General features: G+C 72.8%; 14 protein-coding genes and 1 pseudogene. 11 read left to right on the top strand and 4 right to left on the bottom strand.

Annotation, left to right across the window (positions count from 1 at the left end; all coding sequences use genetic code 11):
- Positions 1–2: 2 nt before the first annotated feature.
- Positions 3–1,082, bottom strand: coding sequence for an alpha/beta hydrolase (locus ACSP50_RS05985; RefSeq protein ID WP_080128194.1), 1,080 nt, complete (start codon positions 1,080–1,082; stop codon positions 3–5).
- Positions 1,083–1,244: 162 nt separating this feature from the next.
- On the opposite strand from ACSP50_RS05985, the gene ACSP50_RS05990 reads away from it, so the two are divergent.
- The 9 genes from ACSP50_RS05990 (at position 1,245) to ACSP50_RS06030 (ending at position 11,494) form a co-directional block, all read left to right on the top strand.
- Positions 1,245–1,892 (top strand): single-stranded DNA-binding protein, encoded by a 648-nt coding sequence (locus tag ACSP50_RS05990; protein WP_014688260.1) that lies wholly within the window; start codon positions 1,245–1,247, stop codon positions 1,890–1,892.
- Positions 1,893–2,138: 246 nt separating this feature from the next.
- The gene (locus ACSP50_RS05995; protein WP_014688261.1) at positions 2,139–2,600 is read left to right on the top strand and encodes a hypothetical protein; all 462 of its coding nucleotides are present in this window, start codon (positions 2,139–2,141) and stop codon (positions 2,598–2,600) included.
- Between the two features lie 81 nt (positions 2,601–2,681).
- On the top strand, positions 2,682–3,668 hold the full coding sequence (locus ACSP50_RS06000; RefSeq protein ID WP_014688262.1) for a cobalamin biosynthesis protein: 987 nt from the start codon (positions 2,682–2,684) through the stop codon (positions 3,666–3,668).
- Positions 3,665–5,245, top strand: a complete 1,581-nt coding sequence (locus ACSP50_RS06005; RefSeq protein WP_014688263.1) for a cobyric acid synthase — start codon at positions 3,665–3,667, stop codon at positions 5,243–5,245. The genes ACSP50_RS06000 and ACSP50_RS06005 overlap by 4 nt, the downstream gene beginning before the upstream one ends.
- Before the next feature lie 102 nt (positions 5,246–5,347).
- The gene (locus ACSP50_RS06010; protein ID WP_014688264.1) at positions 5,348–6,427 is read left to right on the top strand and encodes a M48 family metallopeptidase; all 1,080 of its coding nucleotides are present in this window, start codon (positions 5,348–5,350) and stop codon (positions 6,425–6,427) included.
- A 19-nt stretch (positions 6,428–6,446) separates the two neighbouring features.
- Positions 6,447–7,793, top strand: coding sequence for a dipeptidase (locus ACSP50_RS06015; protein WP_172898854.1), 1,347 nt, complete (start codon positions 6,447–6,449; stop codon positions 7,791–7,793).
- 18 nt (positions 7,794–7,811) lie between these two features.
- A complete protein-coding gene (locus tag ACSP50_RS06020; RefSeq protein ID WP_014688266.1) occupies positions 7,812–9,290 on the top strand; it encodes an FAD-dependent monooxygenase in 1,479 nt (492 codons plus the stop codon).
- Positions 9,291–9,319: 29 nt separating this feature from the next.
- Positions 9,320–9,613 (top strand): hypothetical protein, encoded by a 294-nt coding sequence (locus ACSP50_RS06025; protein ID WP_014688267.1) that lies wholly within the window; start codon positions 9,320–9,322, stop codon positions 9,611–9,613.
- Between the two features lie 333 nt (positions 9,614–9,946).
- A complete protein-coding gene (locus tag ACSP50_RS06030) occupies positions 9,947–11,494 on the top strand; it encodes an ATP-dependent DNA ligase (RefSeq protein ID WP_014688268.1) in 1,548 nt (515 codons plus the stop codon).
- Between the two features lie 54 nt (positions 11,495–11,548).
- Here the strand turns inward: ACSP50_RS06030 and ACSP50_RS06035 are convergent, their stop codons facing one another.
- Both ACSP50_RS06035 and ACSP50_RS06040 read right to left on the bottom strand, forming a co-directional pair.
- Complete coding sequence (locus ACSP50_RS06035) at positions 11,549–12,019, bottom strand: hypothetical protein (protein WP_014688269.1); 471 nt, start codon at positions 12,017–12,019, stop codon at positions 11,549–11,551.
- A 286-nt stretch (positions 12,020–12,305) separates the two neighbouring features.
- Positions 12,306–13,112, bottom strand: a pseudogene (locus tag ACSP50_RS06040) (SURF1 family protein); the annotation flags it as partial.
- 138 nt (positions 13,113–13,250) lie between these two features.
- Here ACSP50_RS06040 and ACSP50_RS43740 point away from each other — a divergent pair.
- The gene (locus ACSP50_RS43740; RefSeq protein ID WP_231956875.1) at positions 13,251–15,623 is read left to right on the top strand and encodes a cobyrinate a,c-diamide synthase; all 2,373 of its coding nucleotides are present in this window, start codon (positions 13,251–13,253) and stop codon (positions 15,621–15,623) included.
- Positions 15,624–15,751: 128 nt separating this feature from the next.
- The gene (locus ACSP50_RS06050) at positions 15,752–16,408 is read left to right on the top strand and encodes a TIGR03086 family metal-binding protein (RefSeq protein WP_014688272.1); all 657 of its coding nucleotides are present in this window, start codon (positions 15,752–15,754) and stop codon (positions 16,406–16,408) included.
- A gap of 354 nt (positions 16,409–16,762) precedes the next feature.
- On the opposite strand, the gene ACSP50_RS06055 is transcribed toward ACSP50_RS06050, so the two are convergent.
- Positions 16,763–18,904: a transglycosylase domain-containing protein gene (locus tag ACSP50_RS06055; protein WP_014688273.1), complete on the bottom strand. Its 2,142-nt coding sequence runs from the start codon at positions 18,902–18,904 to the stop codon at positions 16,763–16,765.
- Positions 18,905–18,968: the final 64 nt, after the last annotated feature.

An 18,968-nucleotide genomic window follows, 5' to 3' on the forward strand; every position in this document is an offset into this window, starting at 1 on the left:
TACTAGGCGGTCGTGCCGGACTTGTCGTCCGCCTCGTCGGCGGCCTTTTCGACGGCGGCCTCCGCGGCCTCCAGCAGGATCGCCCGGCCGCCCTGATCCTCCGGGGCCGGCGGGATCGTGACCTCCGCGGTGCCCGGGGCCGCGAGGAACGCCTCGGACCAGCGGGCCAGCTCGGTGAAGACCTCGGCGCGGACCTCCTTGCCGGACAGGGTCAAATCGTGCTTACCGCCGTTGAACTGGGCGATCGTCACCCGCGGGCCGAGGCCCGGCGCGAAGCGGACGATGTGGTCGACGTCCAGAACGGAGTCGGTCACGTGGACGTCGTCGTGCCACTCGCGGCCGCGGTACGTGCGGTCCGAGCAGGCCACCAGGACCGGCACGTCGATGTCGAGACCGGCCTGCAGGCGCCGCTGGCCACGGCGGATCGCGGCCAGCCAGCCGAACCGGATGGGAAAACCGAGAATCGGCTTCCAGGCCAGGTCGTACGACCATTCGCCGTGATGGTCCTGATGAATGCTCTGTCCGTAGAGGCCCAGCCCGGCGGTCGGCAGAATCCGGTAAGGGGTGCGCCCGGAGATCGCGACGACCAGGGACAACGCCGGCCGGCGCATCACCCAGGGCAGATTGAACTCGAAGAACGGGCTGTTCAGGAACAGGCCGTCGACGAGACCCCGGCCACGCCGCGTGTGCGCCCACAACGAGGTGATCAGCCCGCCGGTGGAGTGAGCGCTGACCAGCAACTGGTCGTGGCCGTCCTGCTCGCGGATGATCCGGACCGCCTCGTCCAGCTCCGGGAAGTAGTCGGTCATGCTCCGCGCGAAGTTCGGCGTCTGGTGCGGCAGCAGGCTACGACCGTACTTCCGCAGGTCGAGGGCGTAGAAATCCCAGCCGCGCTCGACGAAGAAGTCGGCCAGATGGGTCTGGAAGAAGTAGTCCACGAACCCGTGGACGTGCAGCACCGCCCGGCGGGTCGGTTGCTCGGCGCGCCGCCGGACGAGAGTGGCCACGACCGGGCCCTCGTCGTCGGCGCCCAGCTCGATGGTGTGCCGCTCATACGGCCGGCCCAGGACGTCGATCTCCACCACCACAGGTTACCCATGAGTACGCCGCGGCGCGCCATATCAGATCCACCACGCCGCCGGCTGTTGTCCACACTCCCGCGCCGTCCACAGGCAGATCCCCGCCGAGGCGCCGCACCCGCCAGTCTCATCACGTCCGCGGCAATCGACGTCAAGGAGACAACGATGAACGACACCTACACCACCATCGTCGGCAACGTGCTGACCGCACCCGAATGGCGCCGCACCAACACCAGCGGCCAGCTCGTGGCCAACTTCCGGGTCGCCGCCACCTCCCGCCGGTACGACCGGGACAACAACCGCTGGGTCGACGGCGACACCCTGCGGATCCGGGTCTCCGCGTGGCGGCGCCTCGCCGAAGGGGTGGCCGCCTCCATCCGGGTCGGCGACCCGGTCATCGTGTACGGCCGCATCTACACCCGGGACTGGACCGACGACGAGTCCAACCCGCGGGTCGCCTACGAGCTGGAAGCGCTCGCCGTCGGCCTCGACCTGTCCCGCGGCCGGGCCCGCTTCTACCGCACCCGGGCGCTCGCCGCGCTCGCCGTGGTCGAGGACACCGAGGCCGAGACCATGGTCGGCGGCGAGCCCGCCGACCCGGTCACCGACGGGCAGGTCCCGGTCCGCTTCGGCGAAGGCCTTCCCGAGCCGCTGCCCGGCGAGACCGAGCCGGACTTCCTCGAAGTGGTGGCCGGCCTGACCGACCCCACCGACGAGCCCACCGAGGAGCCCGGCGAGGAGCCGCCGGCCGACCCGGTGACCACCGAGGTCCGTCGCACCCGGCGGGTCAGGCGCGAGCCGGTCCCCGCCTGAGACCTTCCCGCACCGCCGCCGCCCGCCGGGCCTCCCTGCGTCCGGTGCGGTGTGTGGCGCCCGGCGGCCCGGCCGGAAAGGGGTCCGAGGCCGGGCCGCCGGTGCGGGAAACCCGCACGTGACGATCTCGTCGACAAAACCCGATTCCCTCGATCGGGATGGGCCGATCGGTCCGCTTCTCCCGGCCGCCAGGCGGAGCGGCCCGATTGGTCTCAGGACAACCACAACCGGCAGACTGAAGTGGTGATGCTGAAGGACATCCGCGCCGTCGCCGAAGAGACGATGGTGCTAACGCCCGAGGATCAGGACGCCGAATACGTCAACACCACGTGGTTCGGCGCGCCACCGCACGAACGCATGGGCATGTCGCCCGACGAGGTGGTGACCGCCTTCGAGGAGACCGCGGCCGCGCTGCGGGAACAGGTGGCCGGCTCCGGCCACCGCGGCACCGCCACGTTCTTCGTCTGGCATGACCCGGAAGCAGGCCAGCTGCGCTGCTCGGTCAGCACCCGCAAACCGGGCGATCTGGTCTTCCCGGTCACCTACCAGGTGACCGATGACCTGCACGCCATCGTGGTGGAATTCCTGGTCGACCGCGCCCCCGGCTCGATCCAGTGGGGCGCCCTCGAACCGGTGCCCTACCCGGAGGAGGCCGGTCCGGCCGCGCTGGCGGTCTGGGCGTTCGATCTGACGCCCTTCGGCCGCTGACCGCCACGCCGACCGAGCGGGTCAGGCTGACCGAAGAATCAGGCTGACCGGGAGCGTCACGCATCAAGCGAAAGGAACCACGTGCTCAACCGGTGGACCGCGGACGCGGCCGGGCTGATCGCCGGATACCTGCTGGACGCCGCGCTCGGCGACCCGCGCCGCTTCCACCCGGTCGCCGGCTACGGCACCGCGGCGGCCGCCCTGGAAAGACGGGTCTACCGTCCCGACCGCCGGGCGGGCGTCCTGTTCACCACGGTGGCCGTCGGCGTGCCGGTGCTGGCGGGGCTGGCCGCCGGGCGGGCCACCCGCCACCTGCCGGCCGCCCGGTTCGCCCTCACCACGGCCGCGACCTGGACCGTGCTCGGCGGCCGCACACTGCGCAGAGAATCCCGGACGATGGCCCGACACCTGACCGCGGGCGACCTGGTGGCGGCCCGCGGGCGGCTCGGCCACCTGTGCGGCCGTGACCCGTCCGCGCTGGACGAGACCGAACTCGCCCGGGCCACGGTCGAATCGGTCGCCGAGAACACCTCCGACGCGGTGGTGGCCCCCCTGCTCTGGGGAGCCGCCCTCGGGCCGGCCGGGCTGCTCGGCTATCGGGCGGCGAACACGCTGGACGCGATGGTGGGGCACCGGTCCGCCCGCTACGCCCGCTTCGGGACGGCGGCGGCGCGGCTCGACGACGTACTCAATCTCGGTCCTTCGCGGTTGACCGGTCTTCTGACCATCGCGATGGCGCCGATCGGCGGGGGCACGCCGCGGGAGACGGCTCGGGTGTGGCGGCGCGATCGGGGGGATCATCCGTCGCCGAACGCGGGGCAGTGCGAGTCCGCGATGGCCGGAGCACTGGGGGTGCGCCTGGGTGGGCGAAACGTCTATTTCGGACGCAGCGAGACCCGGCCGTTCCTCGGTGACGGGCCGCGGCCGTCCGCCGTACATCTGCGGCGTGCGGCGCGGGTGTCAGCGGCGGTGGGAGCGGCGGCGATGCTGCTCGCCGCCGGTGGTGCGCTGGTCAGAGGTGGTTTCGGGGCGGCGCTGCGGCGCGCCGGGCGGGACGGATCCCGATGAGCGATCCGGTGGTGGCGGTGGGGGCGGGGGCGGGGCCCCAACGGGGCCGTCAGGCGAACACGCTGCTGATCGCGGGCACCACCTCGGACGCCGGCAAGAGCATCCTCACCGCCGGGATCTGCCGCTGGCTGCACCGCAACGGCGTCCGGGTCGCCCCGTTCAAAGCCCAGAACATGTCCAACAACTCGGTCGTCGTCGTGGCCCCGGACGGCCGCGGCGGCGAGATCGGCCGCGCCCAGGCCATGCAGGCCGAGGCCTGCGGCCTGCCCCCCGACCTCCGCTTCAACCCGGTCCTGCTGAAGCCGGGCAGTGACCGTTCCAGCCAGGTGATCCTGCTCGGCGAGGCGATCGACACGGTCACCGCCGGCAACTACCGGTCGCTGCGGCCCAAGCTTGCCGAGACGGCGTACGCCACCCTGACCGACCTTCGTGCCGACTTCGACGCGGTGATCTGTGAGGGCGCCGGCAGCCCCGCCGAGATCAACCTGCGGGACGGCGATTTCGTCAACATGGGTCTGGCCCGCCGGTTCGGCATGCCGGCGCTGGTGGTCGGCGACATCGACCGGGGCGGGGTGTTCGCCGCGTTCTTCGGCACGCTGGCCCTGCTCTCGCCCGAGGACCAGGCGCTGGTCTCCGGCTTCGTCATCAACAAGTTCCGCGGCGACCTGGGCCTGCTCCAGCCGGGCATCGACATGATCACCGCGGTCACCGGCCGCCCGGTGCACGGTGTGCTGCCGTTCCACCGCGACGTCTGGCTGGACGCCGAGGATTCGCTAGCCTACGGCACCGTGCTGGGCCGACCGGGCCCGCCGCACGGCCGGGAGTGGCTGCGGGTCGCGGTGATCCGCCTGCCGCGGATCTCGAATGCGACCGACGCCGAGGCGCTCGCCGCCGAACCGGGCGTGCGGGTGCATCTGACCGTCGAGCCGGGCGATGTGGCCGACGCCGATCTGGTGATGCTGCCCGGTTCCAAGGCGACCGTCAGCGATCTGGCCTGGCTGCGCGAGACCGGGCTGGCGGACGCGGTGACCGCGCACGCCGCGGCGGGCAAGCCGCTGGTCGGAGTCTGCGGCGGGTTCCAGATGCTGGCCGGGACGATCGACGACGAGGTGGAGAGTGGGCGCGGCGTCACGCCGGGGCTGGGCCTGCTGCCGGTGGAGGTCACTTTCGCGGCCCGCAAGACGCTGGCCCGCAGCGCCGGGTCCGCGCTCGGGGCGCCGGTGGGTGGTTACGAGATCCACCATGGGCAGGTCACCCGGGAGGCTCCCGAGGCGTTTCTGCGGTACGCCGATGGCCGGCCCGAGGGTGCGGTACGCGCAAACGTGTATGGCACGCACTGGCACGGCACGTTCGAGTCCGACGAGTTCCGCCGCCGATTCCTGACCGCGGCCGCCGCCCAGGCGGGGCGGCACGGCTTCACGGTCGCCCCGGACACCCGGTATGCGGCGATCCGCGCCCGGGCCCTGGACGTGCTCGGTGACCTGGTGGCCGAGCACCTGGACACCGCGGCGCTCTGGCGGCTGCTGGAAAACGGCCCGCCACCTGGGATGCCGTTCGTGCCGCCGGGCGCCCCGTAGGGGTCGGACCCTGACGACACCGTTGCGTTCCGGGCGTACGTTGGGTCCGGCGCGGCAGTCGCCGCGCGGGCCAGTGTGTGCCACGAGGACGGGGTGTGATCGATGACCACCGACGAGGAGAACCGCCCGGTGCGCCGCCGGGTGACGCTGACCGGGATCAGTTCCCGGGCCTGGGAGCACCCGGCCGATCGGGGGGCCCTGTCCGCTCTGCGTGAGTTGCGCGGTTTCGACGACGTGGTGAAGACGTTCTTCGGGATGTGGAACGAGCGCGGTTTCCGGCTGAGCTACCTGGCCGGCTCGATCCGCGTCGACCACCGGCAGTATCCGCGGGTCTACCAGCGCTTCACCGAGGCCGCGAGCACGTTGGACATCGCCGAGCTGCCCGAGCTCTACGTGACCCAGTCGCCGATGATCAACGGCTCGGCGATCGGGCTGGACCGCCCGTTCATCGTGATCACCACGGGCGCGGTGGAGAAGCTGGACGACGACGAGCTGCGGGCCGTGCTCGGGCACGAACTGGGGCACGTGCGCAGCGGCCACGCCGTCTACAAGACCATCATGATGATCCTGACCAACTGGGCGGCGAACATCAGCTGGGTCCCGGTCGGGGCGATCGCGCTGCGGGCGATCATCGCGGGGATGCTGGAGTGGTGGCGCAAGGCGGAGCTCTCCGCCGACCGGGCCGGCCTGCTCGCCGGCCAGGACCCGTCCGCCTCGCTGCGGCTGCTGATGAAACTGGCGGGTGGCGGTGACCTGTCGCAGATCGACACCACCGCGTTCCTGGAGCAGGCCGCGGAGTACGAGGGTGGCGGCGACATCCGCGACAGCATCCACAAACTGGGCATGACCGCCTGGAGCACGCATCCGTTCCCGGTCGCCCGCGCCGCCGAGCTGCGCAAGTGGATCGACTCGGGGGCGTACGCGCAGATCCTCAGCGGCGACTACCCGCACCGTGACTCGGATGGTGACTCGTCGTTCAGCGCGGACGCCAAGGCGGCGGCCCAGTCGTACCGGGAGGACTTCGCCAATTCGCAGGATCCGCTGGTCGGGCTGCTGCGCCGGGTCGGCGACGGTGCGACCGACATGGCCGGCGCGGCTGCCGGCCGGGCGATGAACTGGGCGAGCGACGCCCGGCGCCGGGCCCGGGGCGACGGCAACGGCGGCGACGGCGAAGCGAGCTGATTACGATCGGGCGATGAGCCTGACTGAATCCGAACTGCGCGCCACAATCGCGCAGCAGATGCCCGGTGTCCGCGCCGACCTCGAACGGTTGGTGCGGATCCCGGGCGTCGCTTTCGAGGGTTTCGACCATTCACACGTGGAGCGTTCCGCCGAGGCGGTCGCCGATCTGCTGCGCGGCTGTGGCCTCGACACGCAGATCGTGCGGCACGGCGGCCAGCCCGCGGTGATCGGCCGCAAGCCCGCCCCGCCCGGCGCCCCGACGGTGCTGCTCTACGCCCACCACGACGTCCAGCCGGCCGGTGACCCCGAGCTGTGGACGAGCGACCCGTTCGAGCCGGTCGAGCGGGACGGCCGGCTCTACGGCCGCGGCGCCGCCGACGACAAGGCCGGGGTGATGGCTCACGTGGCCGCGCTGCGCGCGTTCGGTGACCGGCTGCCGGTCGGCGTGGTCGTCTTCGTCGAGGGCGAGGAGGAGTACGGCTCGGACTCGCTCGACGCGATCATTCAGGCCCACCGTGACGAGCTGCGCTCGGACGTGATCGTGATCGCCGACTCCGGCAACTGGGACATCGGCCAGCCCGCGCTGACCACCTCACTGCGCGGCCTGGTCAACCTGTTCGTCGAGGTCGAGGTGCTGCGCGGTGCGGTGCACAGCGGCATGTTCGGCGGCGCCGTTCCGGACGCGCTGATCACCCTGTCCCGCCTGCTCAGCTCGCTGCACGACGACGACGGCGAGGTCGCGGTCGACGGTCTGGTCGGCCGGGAGGGCGCCAGCGTCGACTACCCGCAGGACCGGTTCCGGCACGAGGCCGGCATGCTCGACGGCGTCACCCTGATCGGCCGCGGCACGATCACCGACCGGATCTGGACCAAGCCGTCCATCTCGGTGCTCGGCATCGACGCGCCACGCACCCTGGAGGCGGCCAACGCGCTGCAGGCCTCGGCGAAGGCCAAGGTCAGCGTCCGGGTCGCTCCGGGTGACGACCCGAAATCGGTGTACGCCGCGGTCAAGAGCCACCTGGAGAAGCACGTGCCGTGGGGCGCGCACGTCGAGGTGACCCTGGAGAGCGACGGCGACCCCTGCGTGATCGACGCGACCGGCCCCGGTTTCGACGCCGCCCGTTCCGCGTTCCGGTCCGCGTGGGACGGCACCGAGCCGGTCGACATGGGTGTCGGTGGATCGATTCCGTTCATCGCCACCTTCCAGGAGCTGTTCCCGGATGCCACGATCCTGGTAACCGGTGTCGAGGACCCGCACTCCGCCGCGCACGGGCCGAACGAGAGCCTGCACCTGGGCGAGTTCGAGCGGGTCTGCCTCGCCGAGGTGCTGCTGCTCAAGAACGTTGCGGAGAACCTGACGAAGTGAGCTAGGACGGAGTCGCTGATGACCGAGCTGTCGTGTGAGGTCCTCGTGGTGGGCGCCGGCCCGACCGGGCTGATGCTCGCCAACTGGCTGACCCGGCTCGGGGTGCAGGTGCTCGTGGTGGACGGCAAGGACGGTCCGACCCGCGAGTCCCGGGCCCTCGTGGTGCAGGCGCGCAGCCTGGAGATCTACGACCAGCTCGGCATCGGCGACCAGATCCTCGACGCGGCGAACCGGGCGGAGGCGATCTCGCCCGGCAGCGGCTCCCGGGTGTTCGGCCGGGTGCCGCTCGGGGCGCTCGGGCGCGGCACCACGCCGTACCCGTTCCTCGAGGTCCTCGAACAGAGCCGCAACGAGGAGATCCTCTACGACCACCTGCGCAAGCTCGGCGGTGACGTGATCTGGGAGACCCCGGTCACCGCGGTCACCCAGGTCGAGAGGGGACTCGAGGCGAAGGTCGGCAACCACACCGTCCAGGCCCGGTTCTGCGTCGGCTGCGACGGGGCCAACTCGGCGGTCCGCAAGGCTCGCCGGATCGCGTTCGAGGGCAGCACCAACGCGCATCGGTTCTACGTGCTGGATGCGGCCGCGGCGGCCGGTCTGGTCGGCGGCGCGGTCAACGTGCGGCCGGGCGGGCGGGACTTCCTGCTCGCCTTCCCGATGCCCGGCCGGGACAACTGGCGGCTGATCGGCATCGTCCGGGACGTCGACGGCGACTCCGCGCTCGACGAGGACGACGTGCGCGGCCGGCTGCGGGAGTTGTTCGCGGTCACCTACACCGAGGCGCGCTGGTTCGCGACGTACCGGGTGCATCACCGGGTCGCCGCCGCCTTCCGGGACGGCCCGTTCCTGCTGGCGGGGGACGCCGGGCACGTCCACTCGCCGATCGGTGCGCAGGGCATGAACACCGGTCTGCAGGACGCCCACAACCTGGCCTTCAAACTCGCCGACGTGCTGCGCGGCCGCCGCCGGGACACCTGGCTCGACCGGTACGAGGCGGAGCGCCGCCCGGTCGCCAAGACGCTGGTGGCCACCACCGACCGGCTCTTCCAGGCGATCACCTCGCAGCGCACGCTGAGCCGGGTGGTGCGGACCGCCATGATCCCGCTGATCGCCCCGATGGCGGCCCGCGCGCTGCCGCGGACCTCCGGCGGGTCCCGACTGTTCCAGTACGTCTCACAGACCCGCATCCACTATCCGATCGGTCCGCAGGCGCGCACCCCGGACGGCAAACGGGACCCGGTCGTCGGCCGCCGCCTGCCGTGGACCGGAGCGAACTTCGCCGTGCTGCGCACCGCCGATTGGCAGATCCACGGGTACGGCGGCGTCGAGGGCACCGAGGCCCCGGATCTCGGCCTCCCGGTGCACGTCTTCCCGGCCGCACCGGCCACCCCGCTACAGCCCGGCTTGTTCTATCTGGTCCGCCCGGACGGCTTCGTCGCGGGCCGCGCCACGCCGGCCGAGGCGGAGGTGACTTTCCGACACGCCTTGGCGGTGTGATCGACGGCGGGTCCTGATAGGATTCGAACATGCGTTCGATAGGTGCTGTTCCGAACGGCAGCGTGACCCGGCCCAAGCCCGCCGGGCCACGCGCCACTCTGGATCGGCTTCGGACTCGCGATCGGATCGAGTCGATCGCGCGGCTGCGTGCCGCGGTCCGGGCTCTGGGGGACGTCGACGTCTCCGGGTGGGACGACGCCACCCTCACCGAGCATCTCGACGAGCTCTCCCAGGCACTGTGTGGCATCGACACCGAGCTGACCCGGGTTGCAGAGGCGGTCCGCGCCCGAGGTTTCCGAATAGACGAGCAGCGCGCCGCGTAGGCGGGTGGCGTTGGAGTTGGCGAGCAGCGCCGGACAGCCGGGTGGCGGCGGGGTGGGCCGGCAGCGGCGGATAGCGGAGTGCCGCCGGCTAGCTGCCGGATGGCGCCGCATGGCCGGGCGCCGCCGGGGTAGGCCGGTTGTGCCGGGGTAGGCCGGTTGTGCCGGGGTAGGCCGGTTGTGCCGGGGTAGGCCGGTTGTGCCGGGGTAGGCCGGTTGCGCCGGGGTAGGCCGGTTGTGCCGGGGTGGGTCGGCGGTGCCGGGATCGATGGGTGGCGGCCAAGGTTGGGGAAATGGCCGGCTTCGCCGCGGCGGGCGGCCGGGTGGGCTGCCAGGATGGGGATCGTGCGGTTTCTTGACATTGCGGCCACGTCGGCGGCGGTTGCGGCGACCGGCGGGCGGAAAGCGAAGATCGAGCTGCTCGCGCACGCGCTGCGGCGGCTGGAGCCGGACGAGATCGCGGCCGGTTCCGCGTATCTCGCCGGGGAGCTGCGGCAGCGGCAGACCGGTGTCGGCTACGCCGGCCTGCGAGAGCGGCCGGCCCCGGCGCTGGAGCCGACGCTGACCGTCGCCGGCGTGGACGCGTCGATCGCCGAGATCGCCACGGTCGCGGGAGCGGGCTCCCAGGCGCGGCGGCGGCAGCTGCTCGGCGCGCTGTTCGGCGCGGCGACCGCGGACGAGCAGCGGCTGCTGACCGGGCTGTTCAGCGGGGAGCTGCGCCAGGGCGCGCAGGCCGGGCTGCTGACCGAGGCGATCGCGGTGGCCGCGGCGGTGCCGGTCACCGGCGTACGCCGCGCCCTGCTCCTGTCCGGCGATCTGAAGCAGGTCGCGGCCGCGGCCCTGACCGGGGGAGCGGCCGCGCTCGCCGCGATCAGCTTGCGGGTGGGCACACCGCTCACCCCGATGCTCGCGCAGAGCGCGCCGGACATCGCCGCCGCTCTGCTGGCCACCGGCACCCCGGCGGTGGTCGACACCAAGCTCGACGGCATCCGCATCCAGGTGCACCGCTCCGGCGACGAGGTGGCCGTCTTCACCCGCAGCCTGGACGACATCACCGAACGCCTGCCCGGCGTGGTCGCCGCGGCCCGGGCGTTGCCGCTGCGCGAGGTGGTGCTCGACGGCGAGGCGATGGCGCTCGACGAGCAGGGCCGGCCCCGCCCGTTCCAGGAGACGTCGAGCCGCGCCGCCACCCGGGCGAAGACGGGCGGGACCGACGCCGCGGCCGTGCTGGTGCCGTACTTCTTCGACCTGCTGCACCTGGACGGCACCGATCTGCTGGACGAGCCCGGCCGGGTGCGCTGGGCCGCGCTGGCCGACGCACTGCCGGCGGGGCTGATCGTCGGCCGGCAGACCGTGGAGACGCAGGAGCAGGGGGCCGCCGCGTTCGCCGCCGCCCTGGCCGCCGGACAGGAGGGCGTCGTGGTCAAGGCTCCCGACGCGCCGTACGACGTGGGCCGCCGCGGCTCCGCCTGGGTGAAGGTGAAGCCCCGGCACACCCTGGACCTGGTGGTGCTGGCCGTCGAGTGGGGACACGGGCGGCGCCGCGGCTGGCTGTCCAACCTGCATCTGGGCGCCCGGGATCCGGAGACCGGCGGGTTCGTCATGCTGGGCAAGACGTTCAAGGGCCTCACCGACGAGCTGTTGCGCTGGCAGACCGAACGGTTCAAGGAACTCGCGGTCGACGACAACGGCTGGGTGGTGCGGGTCCGGCCGGAGCAGGTGGTCGAGATCGCGTTCGACGGGGTGCAGACGTCGCCGCGCTATCCGGGCGGGGTCGCGCTGCGCTTCGCCCGGGTGCTGCGTTATCGCGACGACAAGCCGGCCGCCGAGGCGGACACCATCGACGCGGTCCGGGCGATCGGGGGCGGCGCCGTGACCTCCTGAACGGGGTCGCCGCCGGCGGCGGAGATCTGCGCGGATGAGGGCGGCACACCGGCCTCACAGGGCGGACAGGCTCCGCACGTAGTTGACCTGCTGATTGATCGTGATCACGTCCTGCTCGTCGTTGACGGCGATCCGCGCGACGTACTGCTGGGGGCCGCTGGTGACGGTGACCTGCACGGTGCCCTGCGGCGCCGTCTCCTTGACCAGCAACAGCAGCAGGCTCAGGCCGAACGTGAAACACATGCCGGCGAAGCCGACGATCTTGGCCCAGAGCGGGGTGCGGCGCAAGGTCACCCAGAACTCATTGACCTGCCAGCGGGAACCGGCCAGCGGGAAGTCGCCGGCCGGGGTGCGGATCGTCGACGAGGTGACCTCGATCTCGGCGATCTGCACGATGACCGGGCCGCTCTGCCGGGGCGGCTCATACGGCGACGCGGGCTGCGGCCGCGGCACGGGCGGAGTCGGCGGGGGCCCGGCCGGGGCCGGCGTGGGGGTGCCCCAGGGGTCGTCCGGCGGGAAGGTCATGACCCGGACATTAATCGGCGCCGTTCTGCGCCGCGAGGCGACGGTCCGCCTCCTCGACCCGATCGACCGGTTCCGCGGCCTTCCCCGCGGCGGCCCGCAGGTCGGCCTCCTCGACCCGGTCGCGGGGGCGGTCCTTGCTCGCGCGGCGTCGGTCGGCGACGTCGACGCGGTCGCGGGGGCGGTCCTTGCTCGCGCGGCGTTGGTCGGCGTCGTCGACGCGGTCGCGGGGGCGGTCCTTCTTCGCGCGGCGGGCCTCGACCTCCGCGACGCGGTCCCGGGTGCGGGGCGCGGGGGACGCCACCGGTTCGCCGGCCGGCTCGGGGCGTTCGCCGGCCGGGGCGTTGACGCCGTGCGCCTCCCGGCGCGCCTGATAGCCCCACAGGGCAAGGGCCATGACCGAGAACAACCACCACTGGACGGCGTAGCCACCGTTCTGCCAGGCGTCCTCGTGATCGATCGGGACCGCCGCGAAGGCCGGATCGTTGGCCGGCGTCTGGGAGGTCAGCAGCACATACGCCCCGTACACGGGAAATGGCAGCTCGTGCGCGAGCCGGGGCACGTTGATCCGGCGGGTGTCCCACCGGCCGTCACGTCGCTCGATCGGGGCAGGTCGACTTTCCGACAGGTGAACCTGTCCGACAACGGTCACCTGGCCGGTGGGTGCGGGCGGCGCCTGCGGGGGAGCGAGCGCTCCGGCGGCCGCCGGCGGCACCCAGCCGCGGTCGACCAGCACGGCCGTGCCGTCGGCCAGCATCAGCGGGGTGACGATCTCGAACCCCACGTCGCCGTTGACCGTGCGACCCCGGGCCTGGATCTCGTGCGCCGGGTCGTAGCGGCCGGTGACGGTAACCTTTGTCCAGGCCACAGCCTTGCCGGGGGAGGCGCCCGGGGTGCCCTGCACGGTGGGTGCGGCGAGCTTCGACGTCATCGGCACGGCCGGCGTCGAGTCCGCCGCGTCGATCCGGGCGTTGATCTCGCTGCGCTCGTGATACCGGCGGAGCTGCCAGTTGCCGAGCATCACCATGATCACCGAGGCGACCACGGCGAGGACGGCGGTGGCCAGCCAGCGGGGTGTCAGCAGGAACCGGTACACCCCCCGAGGCTACCCGGCGAGGCGGTAGCCTCCGCCGCAGCCGGGTACTGTGCGAACTTCCGGCGGCCAATAGCACGTGACCGCCGGTCCGCGAAACCCTCGGGGGAAACATTGATCACCGCCCAGCCCCGTCTGGTCGTGAGCGCGCCGTCATCCGGCCACGGCAAGACCGCGATAGCCGTCGGTCTGCTCGCCGCGATGGCCGCCCGCGGGCTGCCGACGGCGGGTTTCAAGGTCGGCCCGGATCACACCGATGCGGCGTACCTCGGATTGGCGGCCGGACGCCCCGGCCGCAACCTGGACCCGCGGCTGGTCGGCGCGCAGCGGATCGCGCCGCTGTTCGGGCACGGTGCCGCCGGGGCCCAGCTGTCGGTGATCGAGGGCGCCATGGGCCTGTTCGACAGTCTCACCGGTCAGCCGGAGATCGACGGCACCGCCGCGGTCGCCGCCGCGCTGCGCGCCCCGGTCGCCCTGGTGGTCGACGTGGCCGCGATGGGGCACTCGCTGGCCGCGATGGTGCACGGGTTCCGGATGTTCGACGAGATGGTCCACCTGGGCGGCGTCATCCTCAACCGGGTCGCCTCGCCGCGCCACGAGCAGATGCTGCGCAGCGCCCTGGACGACATCGGCATGCCGGTGCTCGGTGCGCTGCGCCGCGGCGACCTGCCCAACGTGCTGCCGTCGCGCGCGCACGGGCTGGTCCCGGTCGCGCACCGCACGGTCGAGGCCGGTCGCGCCGTGCGCCGGCTCGGTGAGGCGGTCGCCCAGTCACTCGACCTGGACCGGCTGATGGCGCTGGCCAACGCGGCCCCGCCGGTGCCGGGCCCGCTCTGGACGCCGGCCGAGGCGGCCGGCGAGCCCGCCGACATGCGGCCGGTGATCGCCCTCGCGGGTGGTCCGGGCGCCCCCTACACGTACGTCGAGACCGCCGAGCTGCTGACCGCCGCGGGCGCCGACGTGATCGTCGTGGACCCGCTCCGCGACGAGTCGCTGCCGCCGGGCACGCGGGCGTTGATCGTCGGTTCCGGTCTTCCTGAGGGGTACGCCGAGGAACTCTCCGCCAACCGTCACCTCTGTGCCGACGTGGCGCAATTCGCCCGCGACGGCTGGCCGGTGATCGCCGAGGGGGTGGCGCTGCCCTGGCTCGGCCGTGACCTGGACGGCCGCCCGATGTGCGGGGTGCTGGACATCACCGGCACCACCGGCGAGCAGACCGTCGCCGGCTATCGGGAGGCCACCGCCCCGGCCAGCTCGGTCCTCGCCCCGGCCGGCGCCCGGATCACCGGATACAAGCAGCACCGCGCTGTGGTCGCGCCGCGCGCCGGTGCCACCCCGGCGTGGACCTGGTCGGGCGGCAACCCGGAGGGCTTCGTCTGGCGTCAGATCCACGCCTCCCAGCTGGGCCTGCACTGGGCAGCCGCCCCGGAAATCGCGAAACGCCTGGTGGCAGCCGCGATCGCGGGACCGGTCAAGCCGGGCGGGCCGGGCCACCAGCCGTCCGGCCACGGGCCGCAGTCCGGCAGCCCGATGCCGCAGCCGGCCGGCCACGCCTCTTCGGGCCACGGTCCGTCGTCGGGCCACGCCTCTTCCAGCCACGGTCCGTCGTCGAGCCACGCGCCGGCGGTCGGGCACGGGGCGCCATCCGCGGGGCCGGGCCCGCAGCAGCCGGGCGGGCATGGCTCGCCGTCCGCTGGGCCCGCCGTGGCGTCCCCGCAGACCGCCGGGCACGGGTCGCCGGCTTCGGCGTCGTCCCCGCAGCCGGGTGGGTACGGGCCTGCGCCTTCCGGGCCGGGGTCCCCGATGCCCGTTCAGCACTCGTCGATGGCTGCGGCCGGACCGCAGATGCCCGGCTCCGTCCCGGGGCCCGGTTCCCACTCCCCGCTGAGCGGCGGCCAGCGGCCGTCCAGGCCCGGCGATTCCGCGCACCACTCGGCCGGTGCATCCGCAGCGGGGGCCTCCCCGGGCATGCCGCCCTCCGGGCCGACGCTGGACCTGACCCTTGCCACCGGGCCGATCCCCGGCCTGGGCAGGCCCGACGGTTCCGGAGCCGGCATGGGTCCGGCCGGTCCGTATCACGGGCAGTCCTACCCGGCCGCAGCGGCCGCAGGCAGGGCGCCGAACGGCGCGGGCCAGGGCATGGCGCCGTCGAACGGTGCCGGCCACGGCGGGTCCGGGCTCAACGGTGCCGGCCCCGGTGTTCCCGGTCCGCACGGCGTGAACGGGCAGAACGGTCCAGGTCCCGGAGTGACCGGCGGTAGCGGGCACAACGGTCCCGGTCATGGGGTGACCGGCGCGAACGGGCAGATCGTGCCGCGGACGGGACCGGGGTCGCCCAACGCCGGCCCGGTCCACGGAGCGTCCGGGGCCGTCCCGGTCCTGGGGGCTGCCGGCGGCCCGATCCACCGGACGTCCGGCGACTCCGCTCCCGGGGCGCCCGGTTCCGGCCCGGCCCAGGGCCCGGGCGGTGTGCCGGACACCCGTCCGACGTCGGACATCCCGATCTCCTCCTGACCCACGCGGCCGGTCCGCCGGGATCGGCCGCCGGAAGCGGCCCAGCGTGCGAAAACGGCGGGCGACGGTCCGGAAACTGTCGTACCTCCCTCGTAACGTGAGGGGCACGACAACCGAAGGAGAACGCCGTGGCCGCTCGCCTGCCGCTGGATCTGGACCCGCCGGTTCGTCGGCTCAAAGCTCTGCTGCTGGGGGTCGACGACCGCGAGTTGGCCGCTGCGACACCCTGCCCCGGCTGGTCCGTCGCGACCCTCCTCGATCATCTGATGCGGCTGGCCGAGGCGTTCACCGACGCCGCGCACAAGGGCGCTGACGCGTCCGGGACCGGCCCGCCCCCGGCGCCGTCCGCCGAGCATCTGTCCCCGCACTGGCGCAGCCGCCTGCCGGTGCTGCTGGAGGAGCTCGCCACGGCGTGGCATGACCCGTCCGCCTGGCGCGGCACGGCCCGGGCCGGCGGGGTCACCATGCCCGCCGCCGAGCTGGGCACGGTCGCCGCCAACGAGCTGGTCATGCACGGCTGGGACCTGGCACGCGCCACCGGGCAGGACTTCGCGGCCGATCCGCGCGTCCTGGCCACGCTGATCACGTTCCTCTCGGCCGGCCCGCCGGAGGGTACCCCGGGCTTCCTCGGCCCACGAGTCCCGATCGACCCGTCGGATGACGACGACCTGCCCCGCGCCCTCGCCCTCGCCGGCCGCGATCCGTCCTGGCGGCCACCCCGGATGCGCGACGTCCCCACGGCCCGCCTCCGCCACGACCAGCCCCCCGCCGCCCGTCCGGCCTGACCGGAGCTTTCTGCCCCCGCTCCGCCTGACCGGAGGACCCGCAAGCCGCCGCGCCCGACAGGGGCGAGGGAAGAGCGCGAGGCGAGCCCGACATCGGCGCGCGGTCGGGCAGTTGGGCCGCGGCGTTGTTCAGCCTGCGGGGCAGGCGGAACAGGCGGGGCCGCTGCGGTCGGCGCAAGACCGGCGGGGCCGGCGTGGTGCGGGCGGGACCGCCGGGCCTGGCGATGCGATGCGGCGCGGGCTGCGGGGCAGTGCCGGGATGGCGACGGCGCGGCATGTCGGCGGGGATGGGCAGGGCCGCCGCCGGGTGGCGGCGGCCCTGGTGGGAGCGGGTCGGGTTGGTGGCCGGTGGGGCTACCAGACGAGTTTGTCGGACGGTGGGGTGAAGTCGAGTTCGGGCCGGCCCTTGAGGGCGTCCCGCAACGTTTCCGCGACCGTGTATTTCGAGATGGTGGAGCGGCCCGAGCCGACGTAATGCTCCGGGTTGTCCGGGTCGGCGACGAACGCGGAGGCGGCCAGCTGCGGGGTGAAGCCGCTGAACCAGGCGGTCTTGTTGTTGTCCGTGGTGCCGCTCTTGCCGGCGACCGGCCGGCCCATGGTGGCGTACACCATCTCGGACGTGCCCCAGCCGCCGCAGCTGCCGCGGGCGGCGCCGTAACCGGTGGGGCAGCGGGCCGCGTCGGTGGCGGCGCGGGCCACGTCCCGGCTGAAGACACGGTGGCAGCGGGGATCGGCGACCTTCCGGCCCCTGGAGGTGACGTCCCGGCCGTCCGGCGTGCGGATCGAGATGACCGGGAGCGGCTCGCAGTAGTTGCCTTCGGCGGCGACCGTGGCGAACACGTTGGCGATCTCGACCGGGGTGGCGTCGCTGACGCCGAGGGTGAACGCGCCCCACCCGGCGGCGTGTTCCGGTGTGGCCAGGGTGCGGTCGACCGCGGTGCGCCACTTCAGGCCGAGCTTTTCGGCCATCGCCACCGCCTTCTCCGCGCCGACCCGCTGTTCCAGCTGGACGAAGTAGGTGTTGACGGATTTGCCGAAACCGCTCCACATGGTCTGTTCGCCGGTCATCGACTTGCTGGAGTTCTTCGGGCACCAGTGCGTGCCGCACGTCGCCGGGCCGGGCGCGGTGATGTATTTGGAGACGAACCGTTCCGGGGCGTAGTAGGACGTGGAGAGCGGCAGCCCGGCGTCCAGTGCGGCCAGCAGCGTGAAGATCTTGAAGGTGGAGCCGGCCTGGTAGCCGGCCATGTCGCCGCCGCCGAGCAGCGGGTTCACCGTGTTCGGATAGTTGCCGCGGACGTCCCGCTGGTTCCGGTCGCTGTGCTTGCCGTTGTTGTCCTGCTGCAGCGAGTACCGGCGGTTCACCGCCATGCTGACCACCCGCCCGGTGCCGGGCTCGATCACCACTTCGCCGTGCGCGAACGGGCTGTTGCGCCCCTCCTTGTCCAGCACGTGTCTGATCGCGTAGCCCTGCACGGCCGGGTCGATCGTGGTGACCACCCGGTAGCCGCCGCGGCGCAGGTTCTCCTCCCGTTCCAGGACGTTGCGGCCGAACGCGGGCTGTTCCCGCCACCAGTTCTTGAAGTAGTCGCAGAAGAAGCCCCAGTCGTTGTGCTCGTCGGAGACCGACACGCAGTCGTTCGGCGGCGTACTCAACCGAAGTTTGATCTTGGCTTTCTTGGCGGCGGTGGCCTGCGCCTCGGTGATCGAGCCCATCTTCAGCATCTGGTCGACCACGTAGTTGCGCCGTTGCAGGGCGGCGTCCTGGTCCCTGGTCGCCGGGTCGTACGCGGACGGCGCCTTGACCAACCCGGCCAGCAGTGCCGCCTCGTTGAGGGTGAGGTCTTTCGCCGGCTTCGAGAAGAACACCTCGGAGGCCGCGTAGATGCCGTACGCCCGGTGCCCGAAGTAGGCGGCGTTCAGGTACCGCTGCAGGATCTCCTGCTTGCTGAGCCGCTGCTCGACCTCGACGGCGAGCCGCATCTCGCGCAGTTTGCGGGCCGCGGTCTGCTCGGTGGCCTCCAGTGCCTCCTTCGGGGTTTTCGCGCTGTCCCGCAGGGCCATCCGGACGTACTGCATGGTCAGCGTCGACGCGCCCTGCGAGACGCCGCCGGCCTGCTGGTTGGCGACGAACGCGCGGGCCACGCCCTTCGCGTCGACCCCGTGATGCTCGTAGAAGCGGGTGTCCTCGGAGGCCACGATGGCCTGGGTGATGTAGGGCGACATGTCCTTGAGCGGCACCTGACGCCGGTATTCCTCGTAGAACATGGTCAGCAGGGTCTTGCCGTCTTTGGCGTACACGTAGGTGGTCTGCGCCGCGGGCACCTCGGTGAGCTGCTCCGGCATGTTGTCCAGGGCGTCGGTGCCGGCTTTGACGCCCATCCCGGCCAATGCCGTGAACGGATAGGAGAGGCCGGCGATGACCAGGCCCGCGATCAGCCCGGCACGGATCAGGAGGGCGACTCTTCCGGCTACGGTGGGGCGTCGGTCAGTCACCCTTCGAAGGTATGACAAATCGCCTCATGTTCCCCAGGAATCCGCGGGAGAACACGGGTGCGGC

It is taken from the genome of Actinoplanes sp. SE50/110, from assembly GCF_900119315.1.
Classification (GTDB): Bacteria; Actinomycetota; Actinomycetes; order Mycobacteriales; family Micromonosporaceae; genus Actinoplanes.

Excerpts from the sequence above, each read along its gene's own strand:
- ACSP50_RS05990 (WP_014688260.1), top strand. The coding sequence starts at position 1,245 with ATGAACGACACCTACACCACCATCGTCGGCAACGTGCTGACCGCACCC.
- ACSP50_RS05995 (WP_014688261.1), top strand. The coding sequence starts at position 2,139 with ATGCTGAAGGACATCCGCGCCGTCGCCGAAGAGACGATGGTGCTAACG.
- ACSP50_RS06005 (WP_014688263.1), top strand. The coding sequence starts at position 3,665 with ATGAGCGATCCGGTGGTGGCGGTGGGGGCGGGGGCGGGGCCCCAACGG.
- ACSP50_RS06010 (WP_014688264.1), top strand. The coding sequence starts at position 5,348 with ATGACCACCGACGAGGAGAACCGCCCGGTGCGCCGCCGGGTGACGCTG.
- ACSP50_RS06020 (WP_014688266.1), top strand. The coding sequence starts at position 7,812 with ATGACCGAGCTGTCGTGTGAGGTCCTCGTGGTGGGCGCCGGCCCGACC.
- ACSP50_RS06025 (WP_014688267.1), top strand. The coding sequence starts at position 9,320 with ATGCGTTCGATAGGTGCTGTTCCGAACGGCAGCGTGACCCGGCCCAAG.
- ACSP50_RS06030 (WP_014688268.1), top strand. The coding sequence starts at position 9,947 with ATGGGGATCGTGCGGTTTCTTGACATTGCGGCCACGTCGGCGGCGGTT.
- ACSP50_RS06035 (WP_014688269.1), bottom strand. The coding sequence starts at position 12,019 with ATGACCTTCCCGCCGGACGACCCCTGGGGCACCCCCACGCCGGCCCCG.